23 protein-coding genes and 1 tRNA gene are annotated in these 25,284 nt (G+C 62.1%); 13 read left to right on the forward strand and 11 right to left on the reverse strand.

Annotation, left to right across the window (positions count from 1 at the left end; all coding sequences use genetic code 11):
- Positions 1–14 precede the first annotated feature (14 nt).
- Positions 15–761, forward strand: coding sequence for a 3-oxoacyl-ACP reductase family protein (locus tag FJ543_RS04155; RefSeq protein WP_140873894.1), 747 nt, complete (start codon positions 15–17; stop codon positions 759–761).
- 209 nt (positions 762–970) lie between these two features.
- Positions 971–2,854 (forward strand): murein L,D-transpeptidase, encoded by a 1,884-nt coding sequence (locus FJ543_RS04160; protein WP_140873895.1) that lies wholly within the window; start codon positions 971–973, stop codon positions 2,852–2,854.
- A 3-nt stretch (positions 2,855–2,857) separates the two neighbouring features.
- Here the strand turns inward: FJ543_RS04160 and FJ543_RS04165 are convergent, their stop codons facing one another.
- From FJ543_RS04165 to FJ543_RS04185, 5 genes are all read right to left on the reverse strand, one after another.
- Positions 2,858–3,298: a hypothetical protein gene (locus tag FJ543_RS04165; RefSeq protein ID WP_140873897.1), complete on the reverse strand. Its 441-nt coding sequence runs from the start codon at positions 3,296–3,298 to the stop codon at positions 2,858–2,860.
- Between the two features lie 137 nt (positions 3,299–3,435).
- Positions 3,436–4,176 carry a lysozyme inhibitor LprI family protein gene (locus FJ543_RS04170; RefSeq protein ID WP_224622003.1) on the reverse strand — a complete coding sequence of 247 codons (741 nt, stop codon included), beginning with the start codon at positions 4,174–4,176 and terminating at the stop codon, positions 3,436–3,438.
- A 141-nt stretch (positions 4,177–4,317) separates the two neighbouring features.
- Complete coding sequence (locus tag FJ543_RS04175; RefSeq protein WP_015317872.1) at positions 4,318–4,575, reverse strand: PepSY domain-containing protein; 258 nt, start codon at positions 4,573–4,575, stop codon at positions 4,318–4,320.
- A 151-nt stretch (positions 4,576–4,726) separates the two neighbouring features.
- Positions 4,727–4,801, reverse strand: a tRNA-Val gene (locus FJ543_RS04180).
- A gap of 138 nt (positions 4,802–4,939) precedes the next feature.
- Entirely contained in the window at positions 4,940–5,623 is a 684-nt protein-coding gene (locus tag FJ543_RS04185) for a phosphoglycolate phosphatase (protein WP_023773727.1), read from the reverse strand.
- 252 nt (positions 5,624–5,875) lie between these two features.
- Between FJ543_RS04185 and rpiA the strand changes: the two genes are divergently transcribed.
- From rpiA to gor, 3 genes are all read left to right on the forward strand, one after another.
- Entirely contained in the window at positions 5,876–6,607 is a 732-nt protein-coding gene (gene rpiA / locus FJ543_RS04190) for a ribose-5-phosphate isomerase RpiA (RefSeq protein WP_015317874.1), read from the forward strand.
- Complete coding sequence (locus FJ543_RS04195) at positions 6,594–7,208, forward strand: DUF2059 domain-containing protein (protein WP_015317875.1); 615 nt, start codon at positions 6,594–6,596, stop codon at positions 7,206–7,208. Before rpiA ends, FJ543_RS04195 begins: the two co-directional genes overlap by 14 nt.
- 116 nt (positions 7,209–7,324) lie before the next feature.
- On the forward strand, positions 7,325–8,716 hold the full coding sequence (gene gor, locus FJ543_RS04200; RefSeq protein WP_015317876.1) for a glutathione-disulfide reductase: 1,392 nt from the start codon (positions 7,325–7,327) through the stop codon (positions 8,714–8,716).
- A gap of 57 nt (positions 8,717–8,773) precedes the next feature.
- On the opposite strand, the gene mgtE is transcribed toward gor, so the two are convergent.
- The 4 genes from mgtE to FJ543_RS04220 form a co-directional block, all read right to left on the reverse strand.
- Positions 8,774–10,138, reverse strand: a complete 1,365-nt coding sequence (mgtE, locus tag FJ543_RS04205; protein ID WP_140873901.1) for a magnesium transporter — start codon at positions 10,136–10,138, stop codon at positions 8,774–8,776.
- Positions 10,139–10,408: 270 nt separating this feature from the next.
- Positions 10,409–12,301, reverse strand: coding sequence for an ABC transporter ATP-binding protein/permease (locus tag FJ543_RS04210; protein ID WP_181173931.1), 1,893 nt, complete (start codon positions 12,299–12,301; stop codon positions 10,409–10,411).
- A gap of 539 nt (positions 12,302–12,840) precedes the next feature.
- Entirely contained in the window at positions 12,841–13,521 is a 681-nt protein-coding gene (locus tag FJ543_RS04215) for a DsbA family protein (RefSeq protein WP_015317879.1), read from the reverse strand.
- Between the two features lie 15 nt (positions 13,522–13,536).
- Positions 13,537–15,357 carry an extracellular solute-binding protein gene (locus tag FJ543_RS04220; protein WP_140619652.1) on the reverse strand — a complete coding sequence of 607 codons (1,821 nt, stop codon included), beginning with the start codon at positions 15,355–15,357 and terminating at the stop codon, positions 13,537–13,539.
- Positions 15,358–15,589: 232 nt separating this feature from the next.
- Between FJ543_RS04220 and FJ543_RS04225 the strand changes: the two genes are divergently transcribed.
- On the forward strand, positions 15,590–16,219 hold the full coding sequence (locus FJ543_RS04225) for an invasion associated locus B family protein (protein WP_015317881.1): 630 nt from the start codon (positions 15,590–15,592) through the stop codon (positions 16,217–16,219).
- A gap of 84 nt (positions 16,220–16,303) precedes the next feature.
- On the opposite strand, the gene hspQ is transcribed toward FJ543_RS04225, so the two are convergent.
- Both hspQ and FJ543_RS04235 read right to left on the reverse strand, forming a co-directional pair.
- Positions 16,304–16,627, reverse strand: a complete 324-nt coding sequence (hspQ, locus tag FJ543_RS04230) for a heat shock protein HspQ (protein WP_027142695.1) — start codon at positions 16,625–16,627, stop codon at positions 16,304–16,306.
- 147 nt (positions 16,628–16,774) lie between these two features.
- Positions 16,775–17,989 (reverse strand): UbiH/UbiF family hydroxylase, encoded by a 1,215-nt coding sequence (locus FJ543_RS04235; protein WP_140873903.1) that lies wholly within the window; start codon positions 17,987–17,989, stop codon positions 16,775–16,777.
- 72 nt (positions 17,990–18,061) lie between these two features.
- Between FJ543_RS04235 and FJ543_RS04240 the strand changes: the two genes are divergently transcribed.
- The 7 genes from FJ543_RS04240 to FJ543_RS04270 all read left to right on the forward strand — a co-directional run bounded on the left by FJ543_RS04240 (position 18,062) and on the right by FJ543_RS04270 (position 25,282).
- Complete coding sequence (locus FJ543_RS04240; protein ID WP_140619648.1) at positions 18,062–18,991, forward strand: DUF2182 domain-containing protein; 930 nt, start codon at positions 18,062–18,064, stop codon at positions 18,989–18,991.
- 14 nt (positions 18,992–19,005) lie between these two features.
- Positions 19,006–19,620 (forward strand): DUF1326 domain-containing protein, encoded by a 615-nt coding sequence (locus FJ543_RS04245; RefSeq protein ID WP_023795157.1) that lies wholly within the window; start codon positions 19,006–19,008, stop codon positions 19,618–19,620.
- Positions 19,617–20,435 (forward strand): phosphatidylcholine synthase, encoded by an 819-nt coding sequence (gene pcsA / locus FJ543_RS04250; RefSeq protein ID WP_181173904.1) that lies wholly within the window; start codon positions 19,617–19,619, stop codon positions 20,433–20,435. Before FJ543_RS04245 ends, pcsA begins: the two co-directional genes overlap by 4 nt.
- A 27-nt stretch (positions 20,436–20,462) precedes the next feature.
- Positions 20,463–21,440: a quinone oxidoreductase gene (locus FJ543_RS04255; protein WP_140619646.1), complete on the forward strand. Its 978-nt coding sequence runs from the start codon at positions 20,463–20,465 to the stop codon at positions 21,438–21,440.
- A gap of 217 nt (positions 21,441–21,657) precedes the next feature.
- Positions 21,658–23,235, forward strand: a complete 1,578-nt coding sequence (locus FJ543_RS04260; protein ID WP_041163454.1) for an ABC transporter ATP-binding protein — start codon at positions 21,658–21,660, stop codon at positions 23,233–23,235.
- Complete coding sequence (locus FJ543_RS04265; protein ID WP_140873905.1) at positions 23,232–24,362, forward strand: ABC transporter permease; 1,131 nt, start codon at positions 23,232–23,234, stop codon at positions 24,360–24,362. The genes FJ543_RS04260 and FJ543_RS04265 overlap by 4 nt, the downstream gene beginning before the upstream one ends.
- Positions 24,362–25,282: an ABC transporter permease gene (locus tag FJ543_RS04270; protein WP_015317890.1), complete on the forward strand. Its 921-nt coding sequence runs from the start codon at positions 24,362–24,364 to the stop codon at positions 25,280–25,282. The genes FJ543_RS04265 and FJ543_RS04270 overlap by 1 nt, the downstream gene beginning before the upstream one ends.
- The last annotated feature ends 2 nt before the right edge of the window (positions 25,283–25,284 follow it).

The following is a 25,284-nucleotide window of genomic DNA, read 5'->3' on the forward strand; positions in this document are numbered from 1 at the left end:
AAATGGAGAAACCGATGTCATCAGGAAATTTGAACGGCAAGGCAGCACTCGTCACCGGAGGCAGCCGCGGTATCGGCGCGGCCATTGCACGAAGGTTGGCGGCGGAGGGGGCCGATGTGGCGCTGACCTATGTGCATGGCGAGGAGCAGGCTCGGTCCGTCGTCGCCGAGATAGAGACCAAGGGCGGTCGCGCCATCGCCATTAAAGCCGACAACCGTGACGCCGAGGCCATAGACCAGGCGGTGGCCGATGCTGTGACTGCCTTCGGCCGGCTCGACATCCTGGTCAACAGTGCCGGCATCTGGCGCGCCGCGCCGATCGATGCGCTGTCGCTTGCCGATTTCGACGAAACCATGTCGATCAATCTGAGAGCGCCGTTCATCGCCTCGAAAGCGGCGGCAAGGCACATGGGCGAGGGCGGCAGGATCATCTCGATCGGCAGCAATCTGGCCGAGCGGGTCACCGACACCAGCCTGGGCGCCTACTCGGCCAGCAAGGCGGCGCTGGTTGGCCTGACCAAGGCATTGGCCCGCGACCTCGGGTCACGCGGCATCACCGCCAATGTCGTCCATCCCGGTTCGACCGACACCGACATGAACCCGGCCGACGGCCCGCATGCCGAGCATCAGCGCCAGAAGATGGCCACCCCGCGATTCGGCGAAGCTGACGATATCGCCGGCATGGTTGCCTGGCTCGCCGGATCGGAGGGCAGGTTCGTCACCGGAGCCGCGCTGACCATCGATGGAGGCGCAAACGCGTAAGCCACAGGGATTCCCGGGCCGGCGCGACAGTTCGGTCGCGCCGGCCGTCACGATGTTGTGAAACCGTTCTGCAACAGCCCTGCCGAAATTTATGAAAGCTTAACGAAATCAGTATGAATCGGTATAGTCGCGCCTTACATCCGCCATGCGGTGAGCGGGACGGTCTAGCGTGCGGAACGGGAACCGGTTGCGACCGGAGCGGGTGATCCATGAAATTCCTCGGTAAAAAAGCAACCGTGATGCCGCTGGTGGCGATTACGGCGACGCTGGCTTTCGGCATGCCTCAGGCAGGAGCCCAGGGATTTTTCGACATGCTGTTCGGCGGTGGCATCAGGCATGAGCCGAAAGGCGAGTTTCCGCCTCCTCCGCCAAAGCACAAACCCAAGCCGAACGCTCCGGCCGGCAGTGGCGTGAAGATCAGCAGTCCGTCCTACTATACTTACAAGGCCGACAAGCTGGTGCGTGTCGACTTCTCGACGCTGGCGACGGCGCCGCAGCCGGCTGCACCGCAAGACGCCGCTTTCGTGCCTTCGGCCACGGGTGCTGCCTTCCATGAAGCCATTGCTGGGCTCGCCGACTATGAACTCTATGCCGAGCCCGACATCGCCAAGGCGCTGATCGCCTATTACTCGGCCAACCCGGATTTCATCTGGGTGACCGGAACCACCCCGAACAACCGCGCGCAGGATGCCGTGCGGGTGCTTGGCGAGGCTGCAAGCTACGGCCTCACGCCTGCCGACTACACGGTCGATGTGCCTGCCGCCAGTTCGTCCTCGGCGGACGACGAGGTCAAGCTGAAGGAGCTCGTGCGATTCGAGATGGCGCTGTCGGCACGTGTCCTGCGCTATGCCCATGACGCCCAGAATGGCCGTGTCGAGCCCAACCGCATGACCGGCTACTACGATTTCCCGGCCAAGCCGCTCGACATGATGGGCGTGCTGAAGACTCTGGCGCATACCCAGGAGGTTCGCACCTATCTGGAATCGCGCCATCCGCAGAATGCGGAATATCAGGCGCTGCGCGTCGAACTGGAAGCGCTGCAGGCGAGCGCCGAGAACGAAATCGTCGTCGATCCCAAGCTGCTGCTGAAGCCAGGCGAAACCAGCCCCGAATTGCCGAAGCTGCTGTCGCTGATCGCGCGTAATCTCGATGACGAGATGGGCGGCACCTATGGCGAGGTCCTGTCGCGGCTGGCAACCAGCGAAGTCTACGTTCCCGAGCTGGTGCCGCTGATCAAGGCGGTGCAGCAGAAGGAAGGCATGAAGGGCGATGGCGTCATCGGTCCACGCACGGTCGCCACGCTGGCCGGGACGTCGAAGGCCGACAGGCTGCTGAAGGTGGAGGTGGCGCTGGAAGAACTGCGCTGGCTGCCTTCCGATCTCGGCAGCCCGCGTGTTTTCATTAACCAGCCTGCCTTCACCGCAAGCTATATCGACGACGGCCAGGAAAAATTGAAGACGCGTGCCGTCGTCGGCCGCGTCACCAACCAGACCGCCTTCTTCTACGACCAGATCAAGCAGGTCGATTTCCACCCCTACTGGGGCGTGCCGCAGTCGATCATCGTCAACGAAATGCTGCCGAGGTTGCGCGGCGATCCCGGCTATCTTGACCGGGCCGGCTACGAGGTGACGGATTCACGCGGCAAGCGCATCCCTTCGTCGGCGGTGAACTGGGGCGCTTATGGCGCCAACATTCCCTATAATGTGCGCCAGCAGCCGAGCGAGGCCAATGCTCTGGGCGAACTGAAGATCCTGTTCCCCAACAAGCACGCGATCTACATGCACGACACGCCGCAGAAATCGTTCTTCAAGCAGGATATGCGCGCGCTCAGCCATGGCTGCGTGCGCCTGCAGGATCCGCGCGGCATGGCGGCGGCAGTGCTCGGCACCTCGGTCGATTATATCGCGGAGAAATTGAAGCACGGACACTCGACCGAGGATGTGACACGCACGATCCCAGTCTATGTCGCTTATTTCACCGCCTGGCCCGACATGTCCGGCAAGGTCGAGTATTTCAGCGACGTCTACGATCGCGATTCCCGGCTGAAGCAGGCCCTGGACGCAACCGAGGCGGTGCGCTCACCCTCGAGCTAGTCGTTATCGCTCCGACAGCGAGCGCCTGAAACCGGCGTCGCGCCCGGCGATCAGCCAATAGACCAGCCCGGCAACCAGACCGGCGGCGGCTATGATGCCGATGTCGGCCCAGCGCTCCAGATCCACGTCCTCCGCCGCGCCCGGCCAGATCAGGAAGAAACCTCCGGCCGCAGCCGCGGCGCCGAAGACCATGTGCAGCATAGCGTTGCGAAGAGAGAAGAATTCGGCGATCAGCGCAAAAATCAGCGTCTGGGGCGCGGTCACCACGATGGTCAGGAAATAGATGAACATGCCGAGCGGCGGTACCACAAAGGCCGCGATCGGCGAGACCCCCATGAGGTCGAAATAGGCTGGCGCGTTGGGCAGGGAACTCAGCGCGGCATAGATCGCCACGACGGCGATCAGACCAACCAGTATGGCGACGAGATAGCCGGCCAGCATCATGAGGACGCTTCATCAAGTGCTTCGCAGCCGACATACCCACCCCCTGAAGCGCGGTCCCTCCACAATCAGCCATCAATGGCGAATTGACGCAAGGGGAGACGGAGCACTCCTGGGCTCGCTGGTGAAAATCCCGCAGCTCAGGCGCCGCCGCACATATGCTGCGAATCCGGGAGAGCCCAGGAGCCTTTCGCGACGAGGTCGACGGAATAATAAACCCGGCCACGGTCGTCGTCCTTGGGGCAGTCCCTGGGAATGGAGATCAAGCACATGACGACGGGTTCGCCGACCTTGGCGGCGGCAAGGCCAGCCTCGCGATCATAGGATACGGCGCCGCCGCCATTGGTGAATGTGGCCGCGCTGCCCGCTTCGGGAGTAGCCGTTTCCAGCGGATCGTCGCCAAGCCGCGTGGTCAGCGTCTCGATATGCGTCGACGCGCATTGGCCGATCGCCGAGGGCAGGGGCTGGTCCTTATTGCCGGGATTCCGTGCAGCAGCGTCCAGCGCCTTCTTGCCGATCAGCGCGATGGTGTAGTCCTGCACCCAGGACGGCGCATTTCCATAGGTCTGCAAGGCCTTGTCGAGCGCGCTGGCGATACAGGGGGTATCGCTCTTGCAAGCATTGCGATCGGCGATCAGCCCGCGGGCAATCTTACGCCTGTCGCCGCCGAACGCCGGCTCGAATTCCTTGTAGGCCTTCGAAACCAGCAGATCGATGGCCGACAACTGCGGGTCGGCGCAGATCGCCTTTTCCGCCGGCAGGTTTGCCTTGCCGCAGTCGAAGGACGACCCGTCCGCCAATGCCGGAGAAACGGCAAGGAAGCCGCCGGCTGGGACGATGGCGAATACAGACAGAAGATAGGGTCTAACGAAACATCGCATGATGGCCCCCAAGCCAACAGGATTGCCGAAGGCGCGGCCCCGCGCCCAGCCTAACATACGCCAGGATGGACAATTTTGACGCTCGTTTTGTCGTTGAGAACACCCAGACGCAGCGCATTCGCGACGTGATGTCCGCGAACCTTATTTTGGTTCGGCCGTCACAGGATCGAAGACGATTTCGACCTTTGCCTTGTCCGAGGTATAGTAGGTGACGGTGTAGCCGTCCTTGTCCCAGTCGACCTCCTTCACGTAGCGAAACCCGTCACGCTGCTCGACCTTGGCGATGATCTCCGACAGCTTCTTGGCATTGGGTGGCGGCAGTGCAGTTTCATCCGCGGCAAAGGCGGGTCCGGCGGCGAAAAGAACGACGACGGAGGCCGCAAGCAGAAATCTGGACATGGTTTTCCCTCAAGTTTCGACGCAAGGAAACTCGCTGTCATGCAGGTTTGTTCCGCATGTGGGTGTTCCGGCGTTCAGCGCCTGTGCGGAAAGGCAGAGCGCCAAAGGGGAAGGCGGGCTGTAGCTGCCGATGTGATGTTCAGCAAACAGATGGTGGGCGATGCAGGGATTGAACCTGCGACCCCACCCGTGTGAAGGGTGTGCTCTCCCGCTGAGCTAATCGCCCGCTCGTTGCCCGAAGGCCAAGCGAGCCGCGATATAAGGGAGGCCGACCCATTAAGTCAAGGCAGCGTCTGGTGTTGTCACACAGATCGGATTTGCGGTCTCGCCAAGGCCCGTTCCGCAGAGATTTTCATCGTGGCGCTCAGTGTGCGGCGGCGCCGATCAACCTTTGCGCCAGATCGAGCGTCAACGCATCGAAATGCGAGATCACCGCCGAGGGCTCGAACTCGCGCACATGACGGTCGGTGTAGCCGAAATCAACGGCGACGACAGGAATGCCGGCCGCCTTGGCGGTGTCGATATCGGTTTGCGAATCGCCGACCATCAAGGCGCGGTGCGGATCACCGCCGGCGAGTTTGATGGTCTCGATCAGGTGGCGCGGATCGGGCTTGCGGAACGCGAACGTGTCCTGCCCGGCAATTGCCGCGAAATGCCTGGTCAAGCCAAGTGCTTCGATCAGCGCCAGCGAATTGGCCTGGTATTTGTTCGTGCAGATGGCCAGCAGATAGCCGGCCTTCTCAAAGCGGGCAATCGCCTCGATCACGCCGGGGTAGGGGCGGGATTTGCCCGGAATGTTGTCGGTGTAGTGATCGAGGAACAGTTTCAGCAGCCGGTCGTGCTCCTCGACCTTGAGGGATCGTTGCTGCGCGGCATGCGCCCGTTCGATCATCACCCGGCCGCCATGGCCGACGAAGCGTTTGAAGCCGGCTTCGTCGACGGCCGATAGTTCGCTGGCCGCCAGGCTGTGGTTGAGGCTGTCGAGCAGGTCCGGCGCCGTGTCAATCAGCGTTCCATCGAGGTCGAACACGATGATCGGGCGAGTCATGATCCATCCTGCGCAGGTTTGTGCATGGCAGGCGATAACGGCTGCGACGCGTTAAGGCAAGCAGACCGGCGGGGCGGCTGCCAAGGGCTTTGACCCGGCCTGCAAAAATGCTAGGAGCCGAAAACGCTAAAGCGCGTCGCGTCGAAACAGACTCATGCGGCGCGCTTCAGGTCTTTCTTTCATGCATGTCGTTTTCCCAAAGCCGAGGTCATTTTGGGCGACATGCATTCGGTTTCGGGGCAGCAAAGCAGCATGGATGCGAGGCAATTGAAGGTCGAGGCCGCGCGGGCGGCCCTTGCCCATGTCAGCGACGGCATGCGGCTCGGCATCGGAACCGGCACCACTGCCGAGGAGTTCGTGCGGCTGCTTGCCGACAAGGTCGCCACCGGCATGACCATAACAGGCGTGCCGACCTCTGAACGCACTGCTGCGCTGTGCCGCGAACTCGGCGTGCCGCTGTCGACGCTGGAGGAAACGCCTGAGCTCGATCTCACCGTCGACGGTGCCGACGAGGTCGACCCGGAGCTGACATTGATCAAGGGCGGCGGCGGGGCGCTGCTGCGCGAGAAGATCGTGGCCGCGGCCTCGCAGCGCATGATCGTCATCGCAGACCGATCGAAGATGGTCGAGACACTCGGCCGGTTTCCGCTTCCAATCGAAGTCAACCAGTTCGGCCTGCGCGCGACCGAGATCGCCGTGGTCATGGCGGCTGGAAATCTCGGCCTTTCGGGTCCGGTGACATTGAGGATGACGGGACGCCAGCCTTTTGTTACAGACGGCGGCCATTTTATCCTCGATGCATCTTTTGGCCGCATTCCGGATACAAGAGCGCTTTCGAATGCTCTCCACGCCATTCCTGGCGTGGTCGAGCATGGTCTTTTCATCGGGCTGGCGTCAGCGGCCATCATCGCCGGCGGCGACGGTATCCAAACTGTCCATGCCGCCCGAAAACCAGGGAGTTCTACCGATCATGATGTTGCATAACCGGGTTCGCCGTCTTTCCGTCCTTGTGGCGGCTTCGGCCGTCTTCGCGTTCTCCTCGCCTGTCTTCGCGCAGGACGTCACGGAATCGCATCTGAAGGCCGCACGCGCCGCGGTCGCCGCGATCCACGCGACCGACCCGTTCGACAACATCCTGCCGCAGGCCGCCGCGGCGCTCGAATCGCAGCTTATCCAGAAGAACCCGGACATGCAGGAACTGATCGGCAAGACGATCAACGAGAAGGCGCTGGCGATGGCCTCACGCCGTGCGGATCTCGAGAAGGAAGCGGCTCTTGCCTATGCGAAGGTGTTTTCCGAAAAGGAACTCTCCGACATCGCGGCTTTCTACAGCTCCGAGTCCGGCAAGAAGCTGCTCGACAGCGGCCCGACCGTGACGCGTGACCTCGTCAAGGCCGCCGACATCTGGCAGAACGGCGTCGCGCGCGATCTCGCCCAGCAAGTCGGCGAGACTCTGGCAGCGGCGGCAAAAGCCAAGGCGCCGGCCGCACCCGCCGATGCAACCGCGCCCGCGGACGGTGCTGCTCCTGCGGATGGCGCGGCCCCCGCCGACGGTTCTGCGCCGTCGGACGGCACGCAGAACTGATCGTGATCTTTCCGACGGCCTCGCGGCCATCTGTGAAGCCCGGCTTGTCCGGGCTTTTCTTTTGACGGTTTGCGGCCTACCTGTCAGTCGCATTTTGGCGTTCAAGGAGCCGCTTCATGGCCGGTTATGACTACGACCTCTTCGTCATCGGCGGCGGCTCCGGAGGGGTGAGGGCGGCGCGGGTCGCGGCAGCGCTCGGCAAACGCGTTGGCATTGCCGAAGAATACCGTTTCGGTGGCACCTGCGTCATCAGGGGCTGCGTGCCGAAGAAGCTCTATGTCTATGCCTCGCAATTTCCCGAGCATTTCGCCGACGCCGCCGGCTATGGCTGGACAGTGCCGGAAGCCAGTTTCGACTGGCAGACGCTGGTCGCCAACAAGGACCGCGAGATCAGCCGGCTGGAAGCGATCTACAAGAAGAATGTCGAGGGTTCGGGTGGCGAGACGTTTCACACGCGGGCGATGATCGTCGACCCGCACGTGATCCACCTCCTGAGCGAGGACCGCACCGTCACCGCCGATCAGATCCTGATCGCCACCGGCGGCCGTCCGGCAGCGCATCCGGCGCTGCCCGGCCACGAACACTGCATCTTTTCCAACGAGGCTTTCGACCTCAAGGAACTGCCAAAGGCGATCATGATCGAGGGCGGCGGCTATATCGCGGTCGAGTTCGCCAACATCTTCCATGGCCTCGGCGTAGACACCACACTGGTCTATCGCGGCAAGGAAATCCTCGGCCGCTTCGACATGGACCTGCGGCGCACGCTGCATGAGACGATGGAGAAGAAGGGGATAAAGATCCTTTGCCATTCCGTCTCCGAATCGGTCAGCAAGCGGCCGGACGGACGGCTCGACGCGCAGCTCATCGGGGGGCAGGTGCTGACGGTCGATCAGGTGATGCTGGCCATCGGCCGCATCCCCAACACCGAGAATATGGGCTTGGAAGGCATAGGCCTCGATATGACCGCCGCGACCGGTGCGATCAAGGTCGACCCGTATTCCTGCACCAGCATCGACAATATCTGGGCGATCGGCGATGTCACCAACCGCGTGCAGCTGACCCCGGTGGCGATTCACGAAGCCATGTGCTTCGTCGAGACGGCCTTCAAGGACAATCCGACGGCGCCCGACCACGACACGATCGCAACGGCTGTCTTCTCGCAACCGGAAATCGGCACGGTCGGCCTGTCGGAAGACGAAGCCGTAAAGCGCTTCGCCGATGTCGAAATCTACCGCGCCAGCTTCCGGCCGATGCGGCACACGCTGTCGGGCCGTGACGAAAAGATGCTGATAAAGCTGGTCGTCGATGGCGCTTCGCGCAGGGTTCTCGGCGCCCACATATTGGGGCCGGATGCCGGCGAAATGGCACAGCTGCTCGGCATCCCCCTGAAGGCCGGACTGACCAAGGACGACTTCGACCGCACAATGGCCGTGCACCCGACCGCCTCCGAAGAGCTCGTCACCATGTACAAGCCGACCTATCGAGTGAAGGACGGCGAGCGCGTCTGACGTCGCCTGACGCGGCGCTGCCGCCGCCAGCCACGGCCGGCGGCGGCAGTCGAACCGCTACAGCAAGGTGCCGCGCAGGATGACGAGCGCCACCGAGAAATAGATCACCAGTCCGGTGACATCGACCAGCGTGGCGACGAACGGTGCGGATGCACTGGCGGGGTCGAAACCGATCCGTTTCAGGGCGAAAGGCAGCATCGACCCCGACAGCGAACCGAAGGTGACGATGCCGACCAGTGCGGCACCAACGGTTGCGGCAATCAGCGGCCAGTGCGGGCCATAGTCATAGAAGCCCGTATATTGCCATAGCGCGATGCGGCAGACGCCGACCACGCCCAGCATGGCGCCGAGCACGAGACCGGTAGGCAGTTCGCGCAGCGCCACCCGCCACCAGTCACGAAGGCCGATTTCGCGCAGCGCCAGCGCGCGGATGACCAGCGAGGTCGCCTGCGAGCCGGAATTGCCGCCGGAGCTCATGATCAGCGGGATGAACAGCGTCAGCACGATCGCCTTCTCCAGCTCGCCCTCATAGCTTTGCATGGCATTGGCCGTCAGCATCTCGCTGATGAACAGCGCACAGAGCCAACCACCGCGCTTCTTGATCATGGCGAGAAAGCTCATCTTCATATACGGCTCGTCCAAAGCCTCCATGCCGCCAAAGCGATGCACGTCTTCGGTCGTCTCCTCAATCATCGTGTCGATGATGTCGTCGATGGTGACGATGCCGAGGATCTTGCCGTTGTCGACGACCGGGACGGCGAGCAGATCGTATTTGGAGATCGTCTGCGCCAGGTGTTCACGATCCGTCAGCGGAGTGACCGTCACCGGCACGCGGTCCGGCGCTACCGACAGGATCGGGTCGTCAGGTTCACCGGTGATGAGCCGACGCAAGCCCGTCGACCGCACCAGGAGATTTGTCCGCGGATCGACGATGTAGATTGCATAGACGGTCTCGCGCGTCCGTTCGACCTTGCGGATGTATTCGAGCGTGCGTCCGACGGTCCAGTCGGAGGGCACGCTGACGAACTCCGTCGTCATGATCGAGGCGGCGCTGCCTTCGGGATAGCCCAGAATGGAAAGCAGGGTGGCGCGCAGCGGCGGCGCCAGCGCACCGAGCAGCTCGGAGCGTGCCGGCTCGTCGAGCTCGCGCAGGATGTCGGCCGCGCGGTCGACGGACATGGCGGTGAGCAGCTTGCTCGCCTTGGGACGAGGCAGGGCCTCCGCCAGTTCGGGCGCGCCTTCGAGCTCAGGCTGGTCGAAAATCTCGACCAGCCGTTCGAAGGGTACGGCGCAAAGCAGCTCCGTCGCGGTTTCGCGCGATTCATGGTTGAGCGCCTCGACAAGGTCGGCGACGTGATCATTGGCAAGGATGCGGGCGATGGCGACGGCCTCGTCGTCCGCTACGGGAAAAAAATCGTTCATGGCTCACTCCTTGCCGTCCGGCAGGACATGAACCATTCAGGTCACGTCTAGGCGGACGGCGGTTGCGTTCGACTGTGACTGTCGCCAGGCATGGCGCGGTGACCTTTCTGCTTGCGGGTTCGCTTTTAACTGCTGCAAGCCGGCGCAACATAGGAGCGCGCCTTGCCGAGTCAATCGCGGTGAGGAAGGAAAACAGTGTCGAACGGCCCTGATCGCGAGACTGTGATCACCGTGGATCGGTCACCGTTGCAAGCCACGGTGACATCAGCGTTATTTCTGCTTCAGCCGGCGCGAGAAACGCGTCCATTTGTCCTCGACCGGCCTTGGCTGGGCCAGGATCGTGGTGAGTTCCAGCGGCAGGCTCGGGGCAAGCGGCTTCTTCGTGGCGACGCCATCGGCGATCAGGACCATCGAGTGGTAGAACTCGGTCCCGGCGGCAGATCTCGGTGCCACGGCTTCGTGCATGACACTGATCACCGTCACATCAGGGCAGTTGTCCTTGATGGCCTGGTGGAAGGCGATCTTGCCATCAGGGTCGAGAGCCCCGGTGGCCTCGTCAAGGAACAGCAGGCCCGGTTGCTGCAGGATGATACGAGCCACCACCAGTTTCTGCTTCTGGCCGCCCGACAGGACCTGATCCCAGCTCTTGCCCTCGCGGCTTTCATTGGCCATGTGTTCGATGAAATCGCCAAGGCCAGCCTTGTGCAGTGCCGACGCGACCTGGGTATCGCCGTGGTCGCCTTCGGAGCCTGGTAGGCAGACCAGCTGTTTCAGCGACACCTGCGGCAGCTTGACCTCCTGAGCGGCATAGAAGCTCTTGACGCCCTCGGGGAAGACGATGGTGCCGCGGCCATAAGGCCACAGGCCGTTGATCGCCTTGATCAGCGAGGTCTTGCCGCACCCGGATTCGCCTTTCAGGAAGGTCCATTCGCCGCGCCGGAAGCGCAGGTTGGCGGAACTGAGGAATGGTGTCGCATCCTCACCCTGATGCGCCAGCTCCAGCTTCTGGATGGTCAGACCGAAGACCGGATTCTGGCTGGCGTAGTGGAAGTCGGAACGGCCGCTCTGGCTGTAGAATTCCTGCGGGTGCTGGACTTTCTCGATCGCGTTGGCGAGCTCCGTCACGCGCTGGCTGTTGGCGCGCAGCGTCGCGATGGCGGGCATGACATGAATGAACCAGGAACACTGGCTGATGAGCTGGGCGACCATTTCGGAGCCGGTGATGTAGCCTTTATAGTCCAAGCGGCTGTGGATGAACGGCACAAGGCCTGGAGCATAGGCGACGATACGGGCGCCGACGAAGTTGTAGATCAGCTCGAACGACATATAGCTGGAGTTGACGACATTCAGCCGCCCCCAGGTGCGATCGATGTCGACATAGAGCCGGTCGTGCATCCTCTTCTGCACGCCCTCGCCATGCGAGGCGGCGACATGGAAGCTGCGGCGCAGGAACGTCGTCAGTTCGCTACGATAACTTCCCTCGGCCTTCTGCATGCGAATATTGAGACGTTCCAGCAGGCTGCCGAGCTTGACGGCGATCCAGGTATTGAGGGGGACGTAAGTGGCAACCGCGAGAAGGGCGAGAACAGCGCTGCCATAGCTGCCAAGGAACTCCAGGCCTTTGACCTCCACTGACGACTGCAACAGGTTCTGGCCTATGAAATAGAGCGAAGTCGCCAGCCCCAGCACGCCCATGGCGAGGCCGATCGCACCGCCGGTCATGTCCTTGATCGATTCCTGGATGCGCTGGTCGACATTGTCGGGCGCAACGATGCCGCCGTCCGCGGAACCATGTTGAGCGTGAAAATGGGTATGGTTGCCGTCGAGCAAGGCCTGGTTGAATTGGTCGTTCAGCCAGCCGCGCCATTTGCGGTGCAAGGTTGCCGAGACGAGATTGCGCACGCCGGTGAAGCCGACATCCTTGAGCATGACCAGCAGCACCAGTATGCCGGCGTTGGTCAGGATTGTCTCCAAGGGCCTGGTGTTGGCGGCATCGTGCAGGAAGGCGATCGAATTCACCAATTCGCCCGACGCCATGGCGAACCACACGCTGGCCTTGCTGGACAGCGCGGTGAGCAGGGCTATCACCAGCGTCAGCGCCCAGGCTTCCTTCCAGCGGTCCGAGATCCAGTAGGCTCGCACGAGCCCCCAGAAATTGCGCATCGAGGATACCGGCGTCAAATGCGACCGCCCTGCGGCGTCGCTGCGTAGTCCATCCGGTACTGACTCTTGCGATCGCCTGCCGATCCGAATCACGATCCCGCCCAAACCTTTTTTGTTTTGTTACGGATGGTAACACCAATTGATCATTTTCCATTAATTTTTAAACCAGGCCTGTGGGATTGCTCTCGCGGCCGTTGCACTGAAGCAACAGATTGAAGATCGAATCGCCAGCAAAACGGTGGGCAGCGATCAGGAAATTTTGATTGGTTTCAGCAGCTTGGACGCGGCGAACGGGGCTTTTGTCGATCTTCCCCTGGGGAAACCTGGTACACGGTTTCGTGACTCAAAAAATCATGAGGGCCGGGGTCGACGCCGCTTCCTTGCCGCGGCGAAGTCGCCAATATCGCATCGGAACAGCGGGAGTGCAGGATCGTTCTCTTGCCCATTCGTCAACCAAATGGGGGATCCGCACCGGCCCAATGGCAAGCGGCTCTTTCATCAGCTACGTCAAAATGGAGGAGAAGTGGCGTCCCCTGGCCTCAGCCGGTTTTCTCCAACTCGCCACGCGCCTTGGCCGCCGCGACCTGACGGATCGCATCGGCCAACGTGTCGGCATCCTGCGCACCCATCACGGCATATTTGTCCTCGAGCAGGAAGCACGGCACGCCTGTGATGCCCATGCGCGACGCGGTGGCGATTTCCGTGCGAACCGCCTCGACATCAGCGTCACTCGGCAAGAGCGTTTCGACAACAGCGGCGTCCATGCCGGCCTCGCGGGCAGCTTCGACCAAGACGGTGTGGTCGCCGATATTGGCGCCTTCCTCGAAATTCAGCTGGAATAGGTGGCGCACCAGTCGGTTCTGGACGTCCTCGCCGGCGGCACCGGCCCAGCGGATCAGCCGATGCGCGTCGAGTGTGTTCGGCGCCACCTTGATAGCGTCGAAGGCAAAGGAAATGCCTTCAGCTTCGCCAAGCGGTTCGATGCGAGCATGAATTTCGCGAATGCGCTCGTCGCTGCCGAACTTGGCCAGCATGTAGTCGTGGCGGTCCTTGCCTTGCGGCGGAATGGTTGGATCGAGTTGGAACGGCCGCCAGCGTATATGCACTTCGACATCGCCGGCCGCGGCGATCGCCTTGTCCAGCCGCTTCTGACCGATGAAGCACCACGGGCAGACGACGTCCGACACCACGTCGACGGTTATGGCGTTCGCTTCGCTCATCTCGATCTCCGGACTTCAGTTCGGTTTGCGCCACCATGTTGGCAGCTGATAACCGAATATGGGCGTCTTGCGCGGATGTTCCAGATAATTCCAGTAAGCAAGCCACTGCTGCGTATTGTACTGCATCGGCACCATGTAATTGCCGGAGATCAGCAGCCGATCGAGAACGCGAACCGCCGCGACGTAATCCTCTTTCGAACGGGCTCGCAGCATTGCGTCGATGGCCGCATCGATCGCCGGATCGGCGACGCCGGCGAGGTTGAACGATCCCTCGGTCCTGGCCGCGGCGGACGACCAGCGCCCGATCTGCTCAATGCCAGGGGACAACGAATTGTTGAAGCCGCTGGAGCCGATCAGGACCTCGAAATCGAAACGCTGCTTGCGCGACTGGATCTGGTCGCCGTCCAGGCTGCGGATGCTGACATTGATGCCGATCTTCTCAAGCGTGCGCTGATAGATGCCGGCCAGACGTTCTTCATCCTGCGAGGCGGTCAGAATCTCGAAGCCGAAAGGTTTACCGTCGGGATCGATCATCGTGCCGTCCTGCACATGGTAGCCGATGCTTTTCAGAAGATCGAAAGCGGTCTTCAGCACCTTGCGGTCCTGGCCCGAACCGTCCGTCACCGGCGGTTTCCAGGTGCCGTCCATGACGTCGGCCGGCACGCGGCCGGGATAGGGCGCCAGCAGCGCCTTTTCCCTGTCATCAGCCGGATGGCCGAGCGCGGAAAGCTCCGAGTTCTGCCAGTAGCTCATCGTGCGGGTGTACTTGCCGCCGAACAGGTTCTTGTTGGCCCATTCGAAATCATAAAGCATGCCGAGCGCGCGCCGAACCACGGGGTTGGAAAACTTCGGCAGCCTCGTGTTGAACAGAAAACCCGTCACGACGGGTGGAATGCCGGTATCGAAGGTTTCTGAGACAACGTCTCCCCTATGAAACGCCGGAAAGTCGAGATCGCGCTCGCGTTTCACCGGATCGCTGTCGTCGTCGATGGCGCAAAGACCCTTCTTGAAAGCTTCGAGCTTGGCGTTGGCGTTGAGAAAATACTCGATGGTGATCTGGTCGTAATTGTCGAAACCGCGCTTGGCGGGAACGTTCTTGCCCCAATAGTCGGGGTTGCGCTTGAAGACGATGCGCTGGCCGGGCGTCACCTGCGCGATCCTGTAGGGACCGCTGCCGATCAACGGCTTCAGCGTCGTCCTGTCGAAAGTGTCGATGTCGAAAGCGTGCTTGGGGATGATCGGTGTCAGCGCGATGATCAGCGGAAACTCACGATCGGCCTTGTCATTGAAGGTAAAGCGCACGCTATGGTCGCCCGTCTTTTCGAGCTTGGCGATCCTGGCCATGCGGTCGCTGTAGGGCGGACGGCCTTTCTGCGTATAGGCATCGTAGGTGAACAGCACGTCTTCCGGCGTCACTGGCTGACCATCCGACCATTTGGCATTCGGGTTGAGATGGAATTCGATGGTCTTGCGCTCGGGATCCATGTCGGCGGTGTCGGCCAGAAGCCCATAAAGGGTAAAGGCCTCGTCGGCACTGCGCTGCATCAGCGGCTCGAAGACCAGATTGCCGTAAATCGTGTCCATCATGCCGCGCGCGGTCGTGCGCAGGCTTTTCAGGATGAAAGGGTTGAGATTGTCGAAGCTGCCGACGACGCAATAGGTAATGCTGCCACCCTTCGGCGCGTCGGGATTGACGTAGCTGAAATGGGTGTAGTCCGGCGGCAGGGCCGGTTCGCCCTGCATCGCAATCGCGTGTTTCGGCTCCGACAGCGCCGGAGGCGACGACAGGCTGAAAAACGATAATGCGGTGACCAGCCAAACAAGAACGCGGCCCATGACCGTCTCCTTAACAGGTCGGCTTGATGATTCGGTCCGCACCCTAGCATGGGGCACCTGCGTGGCGGCCAATGGCGTCGTCAAGAATTACCGGTCGGCGGGCTGGATTCGACGCCGCTTGCAGTGTAACACGCCGTCCGAAGTCATTCTGTTGCCTCATTTTGGCAACAGGTAGCTGGACCACACGGCGCGAAGAAGCCGGTCCCGGGATCATTGAGAGGAAGTGCACGACATGACGAGCCTGAACAGCAACGCGTACCGCCTGTCGGTCATGGCCGCAGGCGTGGTTGGCTTTCTCGGCGCAGGACTTCCCTCTGCTTCCGCGCAGCAGCAGCCGCAGATTCCGCAGGGCTGGTTCAAGGCCTGCACCAAGCAGGAAGACGTCGACATCTGCAATGTCCAGAACATCGTCACCGCTGGCAATGGCCAACTCGTCACCGGCGTCAGCCTGATCGAGCTCAAGGGCAAGGTGAACCGCAAAGTGTTCCAGGTGACGGTCCCGACCGGCCGCCTCGTGCCTCCCGGCATCGGCCTGCAGATCGACACCGGCAAGGCGCAGAAGCTCGACTATGTCATCTGCTTCCCGGATCGTTGCGTGGCGGAAGTGCCGCTGACCGATCAGCTTGTCGCTTCGTTCAAGAAGGGTCAGGGGATCACGCTGACCTCGATCAATTTCCAGAACCAGGCCAACCCGATCAAGATCGCGCTGCAGGGCTTCAGCGGCGCCTATGACGGCCCGCCGCTGCAGCAGTCGGACATCGAGGACCGGCAGAAGAAGCTTCAGGACTTCGTCGCCAAGAACAACCAGGATTTCGCCAAGAAGCTCAAGGACGAGCAGGACAAGGCGAAGACCGCCAACTGATCCGGCGTCGGGAATATAGCGAGTCAAAAAAGCGGGGTCATGCCCCGCTTTTTTCATTTCTGGCCATACTCAGCATGCCGGAAGTCAGTGCCTGGACTGCCGTTTCGGCGCATAGCGCCCATCCGGCTTCTTGTCGAACATTTCCTTGATTTGCGGATGGCGGACAGGTTCTCCCGATTGGTCCTCGAGCAAATTCTGCTCGGACACATAGGCGATGTATTCGGTTTCCGAATTCTCGGCGAGCAGGTGGTAGAATGGTTGGTCCTTGCGCGGCCGTACGTCGGCGGGGATGGCCTCGTACCATTCGTCGGTGTTGGCGAATTGCGGATCGACGTCGAAAATGATGCCTCGGAACGGGAACAGCCGGTGGCGAACCACCTGTCCGATCGCGAATTTGGCCGTTTTCATCGCACTCACCACTGAATTCCTTGGCTTTATTTGGCGCAGACTCCGCATCAATTCAATCCCGAGCGTCTGAGCGCCTTCAAGATACGCGGTATGCGCAACAAAGGTTTTGATGAACGTCGCGATACCGCGGCAAAGTCCGCAAAATCGCTACCGCTGCCGAGCCGGCTTCCGAAGGCCGCCCGCAACTGCCGCAAAGCCGCTGCCCGGGCGAAGCCCTTCCCGCATGAAGAAGGCGCGCAGCGGCGTAAAGCCGCCAAGTACACCCAGGCCAACGCCACGCGCCATCTGCGCCGGCAACATGTCCGAAAGCAGCGACATGTTGAGCAGATTGACTGCGCTGCTGCGCGCCAGAATATCGGGCCGGCGCTTGAAATCGTATGCAGCAAGGGCCGCAACAGCCCCCGGATCCTCACGATTTTCACGCGCGATTCCAACCAGATCGTCAATATCCCTGATGCCTAGGTTGAGGCCTTGCGCGCCGATCGGCGGGAACACGTGCGCCGCCTCACCGACAAGCGCCACCCGTCGCGCCGCGAAACGCAGGGGGGTCACCGTCGACAATGGATAAATCTGGCGACCCGGCTCGACGGATACCCGGCCCAGCATCGATTGCATCTTTTGCTCGACGCGGAGCGAGAGCGTTGCATCGTCCAAAGCGGCAAGCTCCTTGGCGGTCTCTGGCTTGACCACCCAGACAAGGCTGGAGCGATTGCCCGGCAGTGGAACCTGCGTGAACGGGCCGGTCTCTGTATGGAATTCCGTCGAGGTGAAGCCATGTTCGCGGTTGTGGCCGAAATTGAGGACAAGCGCCGCCTGAGGGTAGGCGCGCGCCGCCGTCGAGATGCCCGCGGCCTCGCGGGCCGGCGACAGGCGGCCGTCGGCGGCGACCGCAAGGGACGCATCGATCTCGCTGCCATCAGCCAGCGTGGCATGCGCTTTGCCGGCGCCGAGATGCCATGCCTTCACCATGGATCTGCGCCACTCGATCCCGGAATGCGCGGCCACCTTGCTGGCAAGCGCCGGGCCAAGGACGCCGTTGGGCAGGTTCAGGCCGAACTGTTCCTCGCCGATCTCGCTGGCGCGGAAGGTGACGACGGGGCTGCGGATCAGCCGGCCGGTCGCATCGACAATGCGCATCACCTTCAACGGCGCGCCCTTGGGCCTGATGTCCTCGATCACGCCCAGCCGTTCGAGCACCTTCAGGGCAGGCGTCATGAGCGCCGTGGTGCGACCGTCGGGAGCCGAGCTTTCCGGCCCGGCAATCGTCACCGGAAAGCCGGCATCGGCGAAGGCAAGCGCGGCGATCAACCCCGCCGGCCCCGTGCCCGCAATCAGTATCCGCGCTGTTTGCTGATGCTCCAAGATCGGCTTCCGGTCTGCAGTTGAGAGGCGGCCACCAGACCTGCCAGTCCAAACAGGCATATAGGGCAGATCATGCGGCTTGATCAACGCGGCGATTCGGCCCATTCGGATGTCATGACCGGCCAACAGGACGACTTCAGCCATCTCGACCGCGCCGGCCGCGCCACGGCAAATGTCGCGCGCGACCCGCGTTTGACGGTCAACGTCGTCGTCTGTGCAAGCATCGCGTTGGCCTGGCTGCTGCTTGCCGCGATGGCGATACGCGGCGCCGAGGCGCGGATCAGCGCGCCGGGTGACGCTCTCCTGCGCAACCTGCCACAGCTGCCGCTGCCCGATTTCCTGGACCATTTTTTCGTTCTTTGCCTTTCGCCAGCGCCGCTGGACGCAAGCATCGGCCCGCGTGCTTTGGCACTCATCCTCATGTGGTTCCTGATGGCGATCGCCGCGATGCTGCCGTCGGCGGCACCGATGATCCGCACCTATTGCGAGATCGCCGATACGGCGCGGATCAAGCGGGCGCCGGTCGTCCATCCGCTGGTGCTGGTTGCCGGCTATCTCTGCGCCTGGCTCGCCGCATCGCTGCTGTTTGCGGCACTGACACTTGCCGTCCACGCAGTCGCCGCGTCCGCGGGGGTATTCGATCCGGTGCTTGGCGTTGCTGGTGGGCTGGCCTTGCTGGTTGCCGGCCTCTACCAGTTCAGCGGCCTCAAGGAGGCCTGCCTGACGAAATGCCGGAACCCATTCTCGACCTTGTTTTCAAACTGGAGTGCCGAGACCTTCCGCATCTTTCGGCTGGGCATCGTGCAAGGTATCTGGTGCCTGGGATGCTGCTGGGCATTGATGCTGGTGATGTTCGCCGTCGGCGTCATGAACGTCTTCTGGATGGCGCTGATCGGCGTGTTCACCCTAATTGAAAAACAAACGATGGGCAGTCTTCCAACCCGGCTGGCCGGTGCGATACTGCTTGTCTGGGCAGCCGTGCTGCTAGTAGTCTCACTGTGATTGGGGGGAATTCGATGACTGACCCGGGCTGGGCAATGAAAGGAGAGCTCGTACTCTCCTGCAATTGCACGGTTTTTTGCCCTTGCGTCTTGTCGCTCGGCAGTCACCCACCAACAGAAGGCTATTGCCAGACATGGGCGGGTTTCCGTATCGATGCGGGTCACTTCGGCGAAGTCGACCTCTCCGGCCTCAACCTTGGGCTGATCATGGAAATCCCCGGTTACATGAGCCGCGGCAATTGGACCGCGGGCCTGTTCATCGACATCAGAGCCTCGGTTTACGCGGTCAAGGCGTTGACCAGGATCTTCACCGGCAAGGCCGGCGGGACCACGTCGCTGCTCTCGATCCTCGTCGGCAAATTCCTGGGCGTCGAACAGGTGCCGATCACCTACGAGACACGGGACAAGACGCGTATCTTCCAGATTCCGAAGATCATCGACGGGGCGGTCACGCCAATCGCGGGCAAGGACCGCGACAAGGATACGGTGATCACGAATTCGGAATACTGGATCGCGCCGGAGATCATCGTGGCGAGGTCCGACAAGAGCAAGATGCGCGCCTTTGGCCGCAACTGGAATTTCGCCGGCCGATCGGCCGAGATCTGCAAGCTTGATTGGCGGGGCCCGTGAGCAAGAACACAAAAGCCCGCAAGATCGCCGGAAAGATCACCGACCGAATTCCGCGGCCGAAGAAGAAGGTCACCTGGCCGCAGGCGCGTGCGTTTTCGGTGCATCTGCTGACCGCCTCCGGTTCGTTCCTGGCTTTCCTGTCGCTGGTGGCGGCGAGCGAGGAGCGCTGGACGGCCATGTTCTGGTGGCTAGGCCTGGCGCTGTTCGTCGATGGCATCGACGGGCCGATCGCCCGAAAGCTGGAGGTCAAGGAAATCCTGCCGACCTGGTCCGGCGAACTCCTCGACAACATCATCGACTACGTGACCTACGTGCTGATCCCGGCCTTCGCGCTCTACCAACGGGGCTTCATGGGCGAGGGCCTGTCGTTCCTTTCGGCGGCGATCATCGTCGTCTCCAGCGCGATCTACTATGCCGACACCGGCATGAAGACGAAGGAGAATTTCTTCAAGGGATTCCCGGTGGTCTGGAACATGGTGGTGTTCACGCTGTTTGTCATCGAACCGGGACAATGGGTCTCGTTCGCGGTGGTGGTGGTGGCCGGCATTCTGACCTTTGTCCCGATAAACTTCATCCATCCGGTGCGGGTGAGGCGGCTGCGGCCGATCAATCTCGGCATGACGCTGTTGTGGTGTGCTTTCGGCGCGCTCGCGCTTGCGCAGGCCGCACTCGCCGCTTTCTACGACCAGATCGGCGTGCTGGGCGAGCAAGTCGGCACTTTCACCAAGATCGGAATCACCGTTACCGGGCTCTATCTCGCAACCATTGGTGGCCTCATGCAGTTCTTTCCGAACCTCGGCGCCAAAAAGGCCTGACCAGCCGCTCTTCAAGGAATCCTCTCCATGTCCAAAGCCATCCGCATCCACGCCAATGGCGGTCCGGAAGTCCTGATCCATGAGGACACCGATCCTGGCCAGCCGGGTTCGGGGCAGATCCTGATCAGGCATACCGCGATCGGTCTCAATTTCATCGACGTCTATCATCGCTCGGGTCTTTATCCGCCGCCCGGCGGATTTCCGCTCGTTCCGGGCAGCGAAGCCGCCGGCGTGGTGCTGGAAGTCGGCGGGGGCATCGACTGGCTGAAGTCGGGCGACCGGATTGCCTATGCCGTGACGACCGGCGCTTACGCGCAAGAGCGCGTCATCGATGCCAGCAAGGTCGTCAAGGTACCGGACGGCATCAGCGACGAGCAGGCCGCCGCCATGATGCTGAAAGGCATGACCGCGGAATATCTTCTGCGCCGCACCTTCAAGGTGAAGGCGGGCGACACCATCCTGTTTCATGCCGCGGCCGGCGGGGTCGGCCTGATCCTCGGCCAATGGGCGAAGCATCTCGGCGCGACGGTCATCGGCACCGCCAGTTCCACCGACAAGATCGAACTCGCCAAGGCGCACGGCTTCGACCATGTCATCAACTACAAGGAGCAGGATTTCGTCGCCGGCGTAGCCGCCATCACCGGCGGCAAGAAGTGCGATGTCGTCTACGATTCGGTGGGTAACGACACATTTCCGGCCTCGCTCGACTGCCTGAAGCCGCTCGGCATGTTCGTCAGCTTCGGCCAGTCCTCGGGACCCATCCCGCCGTTCTCGATGTCGCTGCTGGCGCAGAAGGGCTCGCTGTTCGCAACCAGGCCGACGCTGTTCGTCTACAATGCCAGACGTGAGGACCTCGATGCCTCCGCCGCCGCACTGTTCGAGGTCGTGCTCAGCGGCGCCGTCGAGATCAAGATCAATCAGCGCTATGCGCTGAAAGATGCCGGCAAGGCACATGCGGACCTTGAAGGCCGCAGAACGACAGGTACGACCATCCTGGTTCCCTGACGGCAATCTGCCTGGGTTTTCAGCGCGCTGCCGCAGCCGCGAGCATGGTTTGCCCGAAAAGCCGGCCCGCCATATGCTTGTGCGAAGGAAGGCTGATCTTTGCCCTTGAGTTTCCGCTGAAATTCTTGAAGCTCTTTCAAGTTGGGTGCTGCTTTCGCACGAGAGCCGGCCGCGCATACGATGCTTGCGGGAACACAGAACATGTCCGGTAATCCGGATGGGAGGCACTGTGAGTGCAAATCATGATGGGGCGAACCTGCTCGAGGTTCGTGGCCTGACCAAGATATTCGGCACGCTGACAGCGTGCGATCATATCGATCTCAACATCGCCAAAGGTGAAATCCACGCTTTGCTCGGCGAGAACGGCGCCGGCAAATCGACGCTGGTCAAGATGCTGTTCGGCTCGCTGGAACCCAATTCCGGCGAGATTTTCTGGAACGGCCAGGCAGTGCGGATCACCAGCCCAGGCGTTGCCAAAAAGCTCGGCATCGGCATGGTTTTCCAGCATTTTTCCCTGTTCGAAGCCCTGACGGCCGCCGAGAACATCGCGCTGTCGCTGGATGACGGCTCGCCGATCGGCAGCATCGCGGCCAAGGCGAGGGCGCTTTCCTACAGCTACGGCCTGCCGCTCGATCCGGAATCGCTGGTCGGCGATCTGTCCGTCGGCGAGCGCCAGCGCATCGAGATCATCCGCTGCCTGCTGCAGACGCCGCAGCTCATCATCCTGGACGAGCCGACATCGGTGCTGACGCCGCAGGAGGCGGACAAGCTGTTCGAGACGCTGGAGCGCTTGCGCGCGGAAGGCAAATCGATCCTCTACATTTCGCACCGGCTTGAAGAGGTCAAACGCATCTGCGACCGCGCCACGGTGTTGCGGCACGGCAAGGTGGTCGGTCACTGCAACCCGCGCGAGGAGACAGCCTCATCGCTCGCCCGCATGATGGTCGGCAACGAAGTGCAGGCTGTGGTGCGGGCGCCGGTCGAGGGGATCGAAACCGCGCAGCCGCTGCTCGAAATCCTCAACCTCAACCGCAAGCCGGCAACGCCGTTTTCCATTCCGCTCAAGAACATCAGCCTCAATGTCCGCGCTGGCGAGGTGATCGGCATTGCCGGTGTCGCCGGCAACGGCCAAGGCGAGTTCTTCGAATCCGTCTCCGGCGAGGTTTTGCAGCAGGATGCCGCCTCAGTGCGCATCCGCGGCAAGAACGCCGGCAGCCTCACCATCACCGGGCGGCGCCTGTTGGGGGCCGCGTTCGTGCCGGAGGAGCGTCTCGGCCATGGCGCCGCGCCGCGCATGAAGCTCTCGGAAAACCTCCTGCTGTCGCGCCATGCCACGGACGGCAAGGCTTTTGTCGGCAGCGGCGGGATGGTCAAGAGCGGCGCCGTCTATGCCGCCTCGCAGCGCATCATCGAGGCGATGGATGTGCGCAAGAGCGCCCCGGATCCTGAAGCGGCAGCACTTTCGGGCGGCAATCTGCAAAAATTCATCGTCGGCCGCGAACTCGACCGCCGGCCAAGCGTGATGGTGGTGAACCAGCCGACCTGGGGTGTCGACGCCGGAGCCGCAGCGCACATCCGTCAGGCCCTGATCGAGCTCTCTCGCAGCGGATCAGCAGTGCTGGTGATCAGCCAGGATCTCGACGAGCTGTTCGAAATATCGGACGCGATTGCCGTCATGCACAATGGCGAATTGTCCAGGCCGATGCCGATCGCCGAAGCGACTTTCGAGAAGGTCGGCTTGCTGATGGGCGGCGCCGAGCCCGGCCACGCCGAACATACGCTGGAGACGGCATGATGCGCCTCGAACTCGTCAAACGCCCGCAGCGCTCGGCGCTGTTTTCGATGCTGTCGCCATTCATCGCCTTCGGGCTGACGATCATTGCCGGCGCGGTTCTGTTCGCTATGCTCGGCGTCAACCCGCTGAATGCCTTCCAGATCTATTTCATCGAGCCGATCAGCCAGGTCTGGCAGTTGCATGAGCTGGCGATCAAGGCAGCGCCGCTGATCCTGATCGCTGTCGGCCTGTCGGTCTGCTACAAGGCCAACATCTGGAACATCGGCGCCGAGGGCCAGTTCATCTTCGGGGCAATCTTCGGCTCCATCATTCCCGTGCTGTTCCCGCAATTCGAAGGCCCGTTGGTGCTGCCGCTGATGCTTCTGCTCGGCATGGTCGGCGGTGCGGCCTACGCGGCGATCCCGGCCTTGCTGAAGACCCGGTTCAATACCAACGAGATCCTGACCAGCCTGATGCTGGTCTATGTCGCGCAGTTGTTCCTCGACTGGCTGGTGCGCGGCCCTTGGCGCGATCCGCAGGGCCACGGCTTTCCGCAGACGATCCAGTTCGGCGACGCGGCCGTACTGCCGGAACTGATGCCCGATGCCGGGCGCGCCAATTGGGGGTTTGTGTTCGCCCTGGTGGCCGCGGTGCTGATCTGGATCCTGATGGGCCGCATGCTCAAGGGCTTCGAGGTCCGCGTGCTGGGCTCCAGCCCAAGGGCAGGGCGCTTCGCCGGCTTCGGCCTCAACCGGATGGTGTTCTTTGCCTTCCTGCTATCGGGAGCGCTGGCCGGCCTTGCCGGCATCTCCGAAGTTTCCGGCGCCATCGGGCAACTTCAGCCCGTGATTTCGCCCGGCTATGGCTTCACGGCCATCATCGTGGCGTTCCTCGGCCGCCTCAATCCGCTCGGCATCGTCGCCGCGGGCCTGGTGCTGGCCCTGACCTATCTCGGCGGCGAGGCCGTGCAAAGCGCACTCGGCATTTCCGACAAGGTGGCGAGGGTGTTCCAGGGCATGCTGCTGTTCTTCGTGCTCGGCTGCGACACGCTCATTCATTACCGCATCCGCTTGATCGGTCTGGCGCTGACGAAACAGGAAACGCCCGCGAAGCTCGAGGCCGCACCAAAGTTGAAGGAAGCCCGCTGATGGACATCACCGTCAACATCCTCCTGACCATCGCCACGGCGGCGACGCCGCTTTTGATCGCGGCGATAGGCGAACTGGTGGTCGAACGTTCCGGCGTGCTCAACCTCGGTGTCGAAGGCATGATGGTCATGGGCGCCGTCGGCGGCTTCGGGGCCGGCTATCTGACGGGATCGCCCTGGATCGGCCTTCTGGCGGCGATTGTCGTGGGCGCGCTGTTCTCCTTGCTTTTTGCCGTGATGACGCTGTCGCTGGCCACCAACCAGGTGGCAACAGGCCTGTCACTGACGCTGCTTGGTCTCGGCCTTTCCGGCATGATGGGAACAAGCTTCGTCGGCCAGCCCGGCGTCAGGCTGCCCAATCTCGATATTCCCGGCCTCAGTTCCATACCGGTCGTGGGCAGGCTTCTTTTTGGCCAGGATCCGATCTTCTACATTTCGATCGCCCTGACGGCGGCGGTGATGTGGTTCCTGTTCAAGACGCGTACCGGCCTCACGCTGCGCTCGATCGGCGACAGCCATGCCTCGGCGCATGCGCTCGGCATCAAGGTCATTCGTTACCGCTATCTCTCGGTCATCTTCGGCGGTGCCTGCGCCGGTCTTGCCGGCGGGCATCTGTCGCTCGTCTATACGCCACAGTGGGTCGAGAACATGTCCGCCGGCCGAGGCTGGATCGCGCTCGCACTGGTGGTGTTCGCGTCCTGGCGGCCATGGCGGGTACTGGCCGGCGCCTACATCTTCGGCGCGGTGTGGATCGGCCAGCTTCATGCACAGGCTTTTGGCATTCCAGTGCCCTCGCAGATGCTTTCTTCTCTGCCCTATCTGGCAACCGTCGTGGTTCTCGTTCTAATCTCGCGCAACAAGCGTCTGACGATGATGAACACGCCGGCATCCCTGGGGCAGCCATTCGTTCCGGATCGTTGACA

It is taken from the genome of Mesorhizobium sp. B2-5-7, from assembly GCF_006440875.1.
Classification (GTDB): Bacteria; Pseudomonadota; Alphaproteobacteria; order Rhizobiales; family Rhizobiaceae; genus Mesorhizobium; species Mesorhizobium australicum.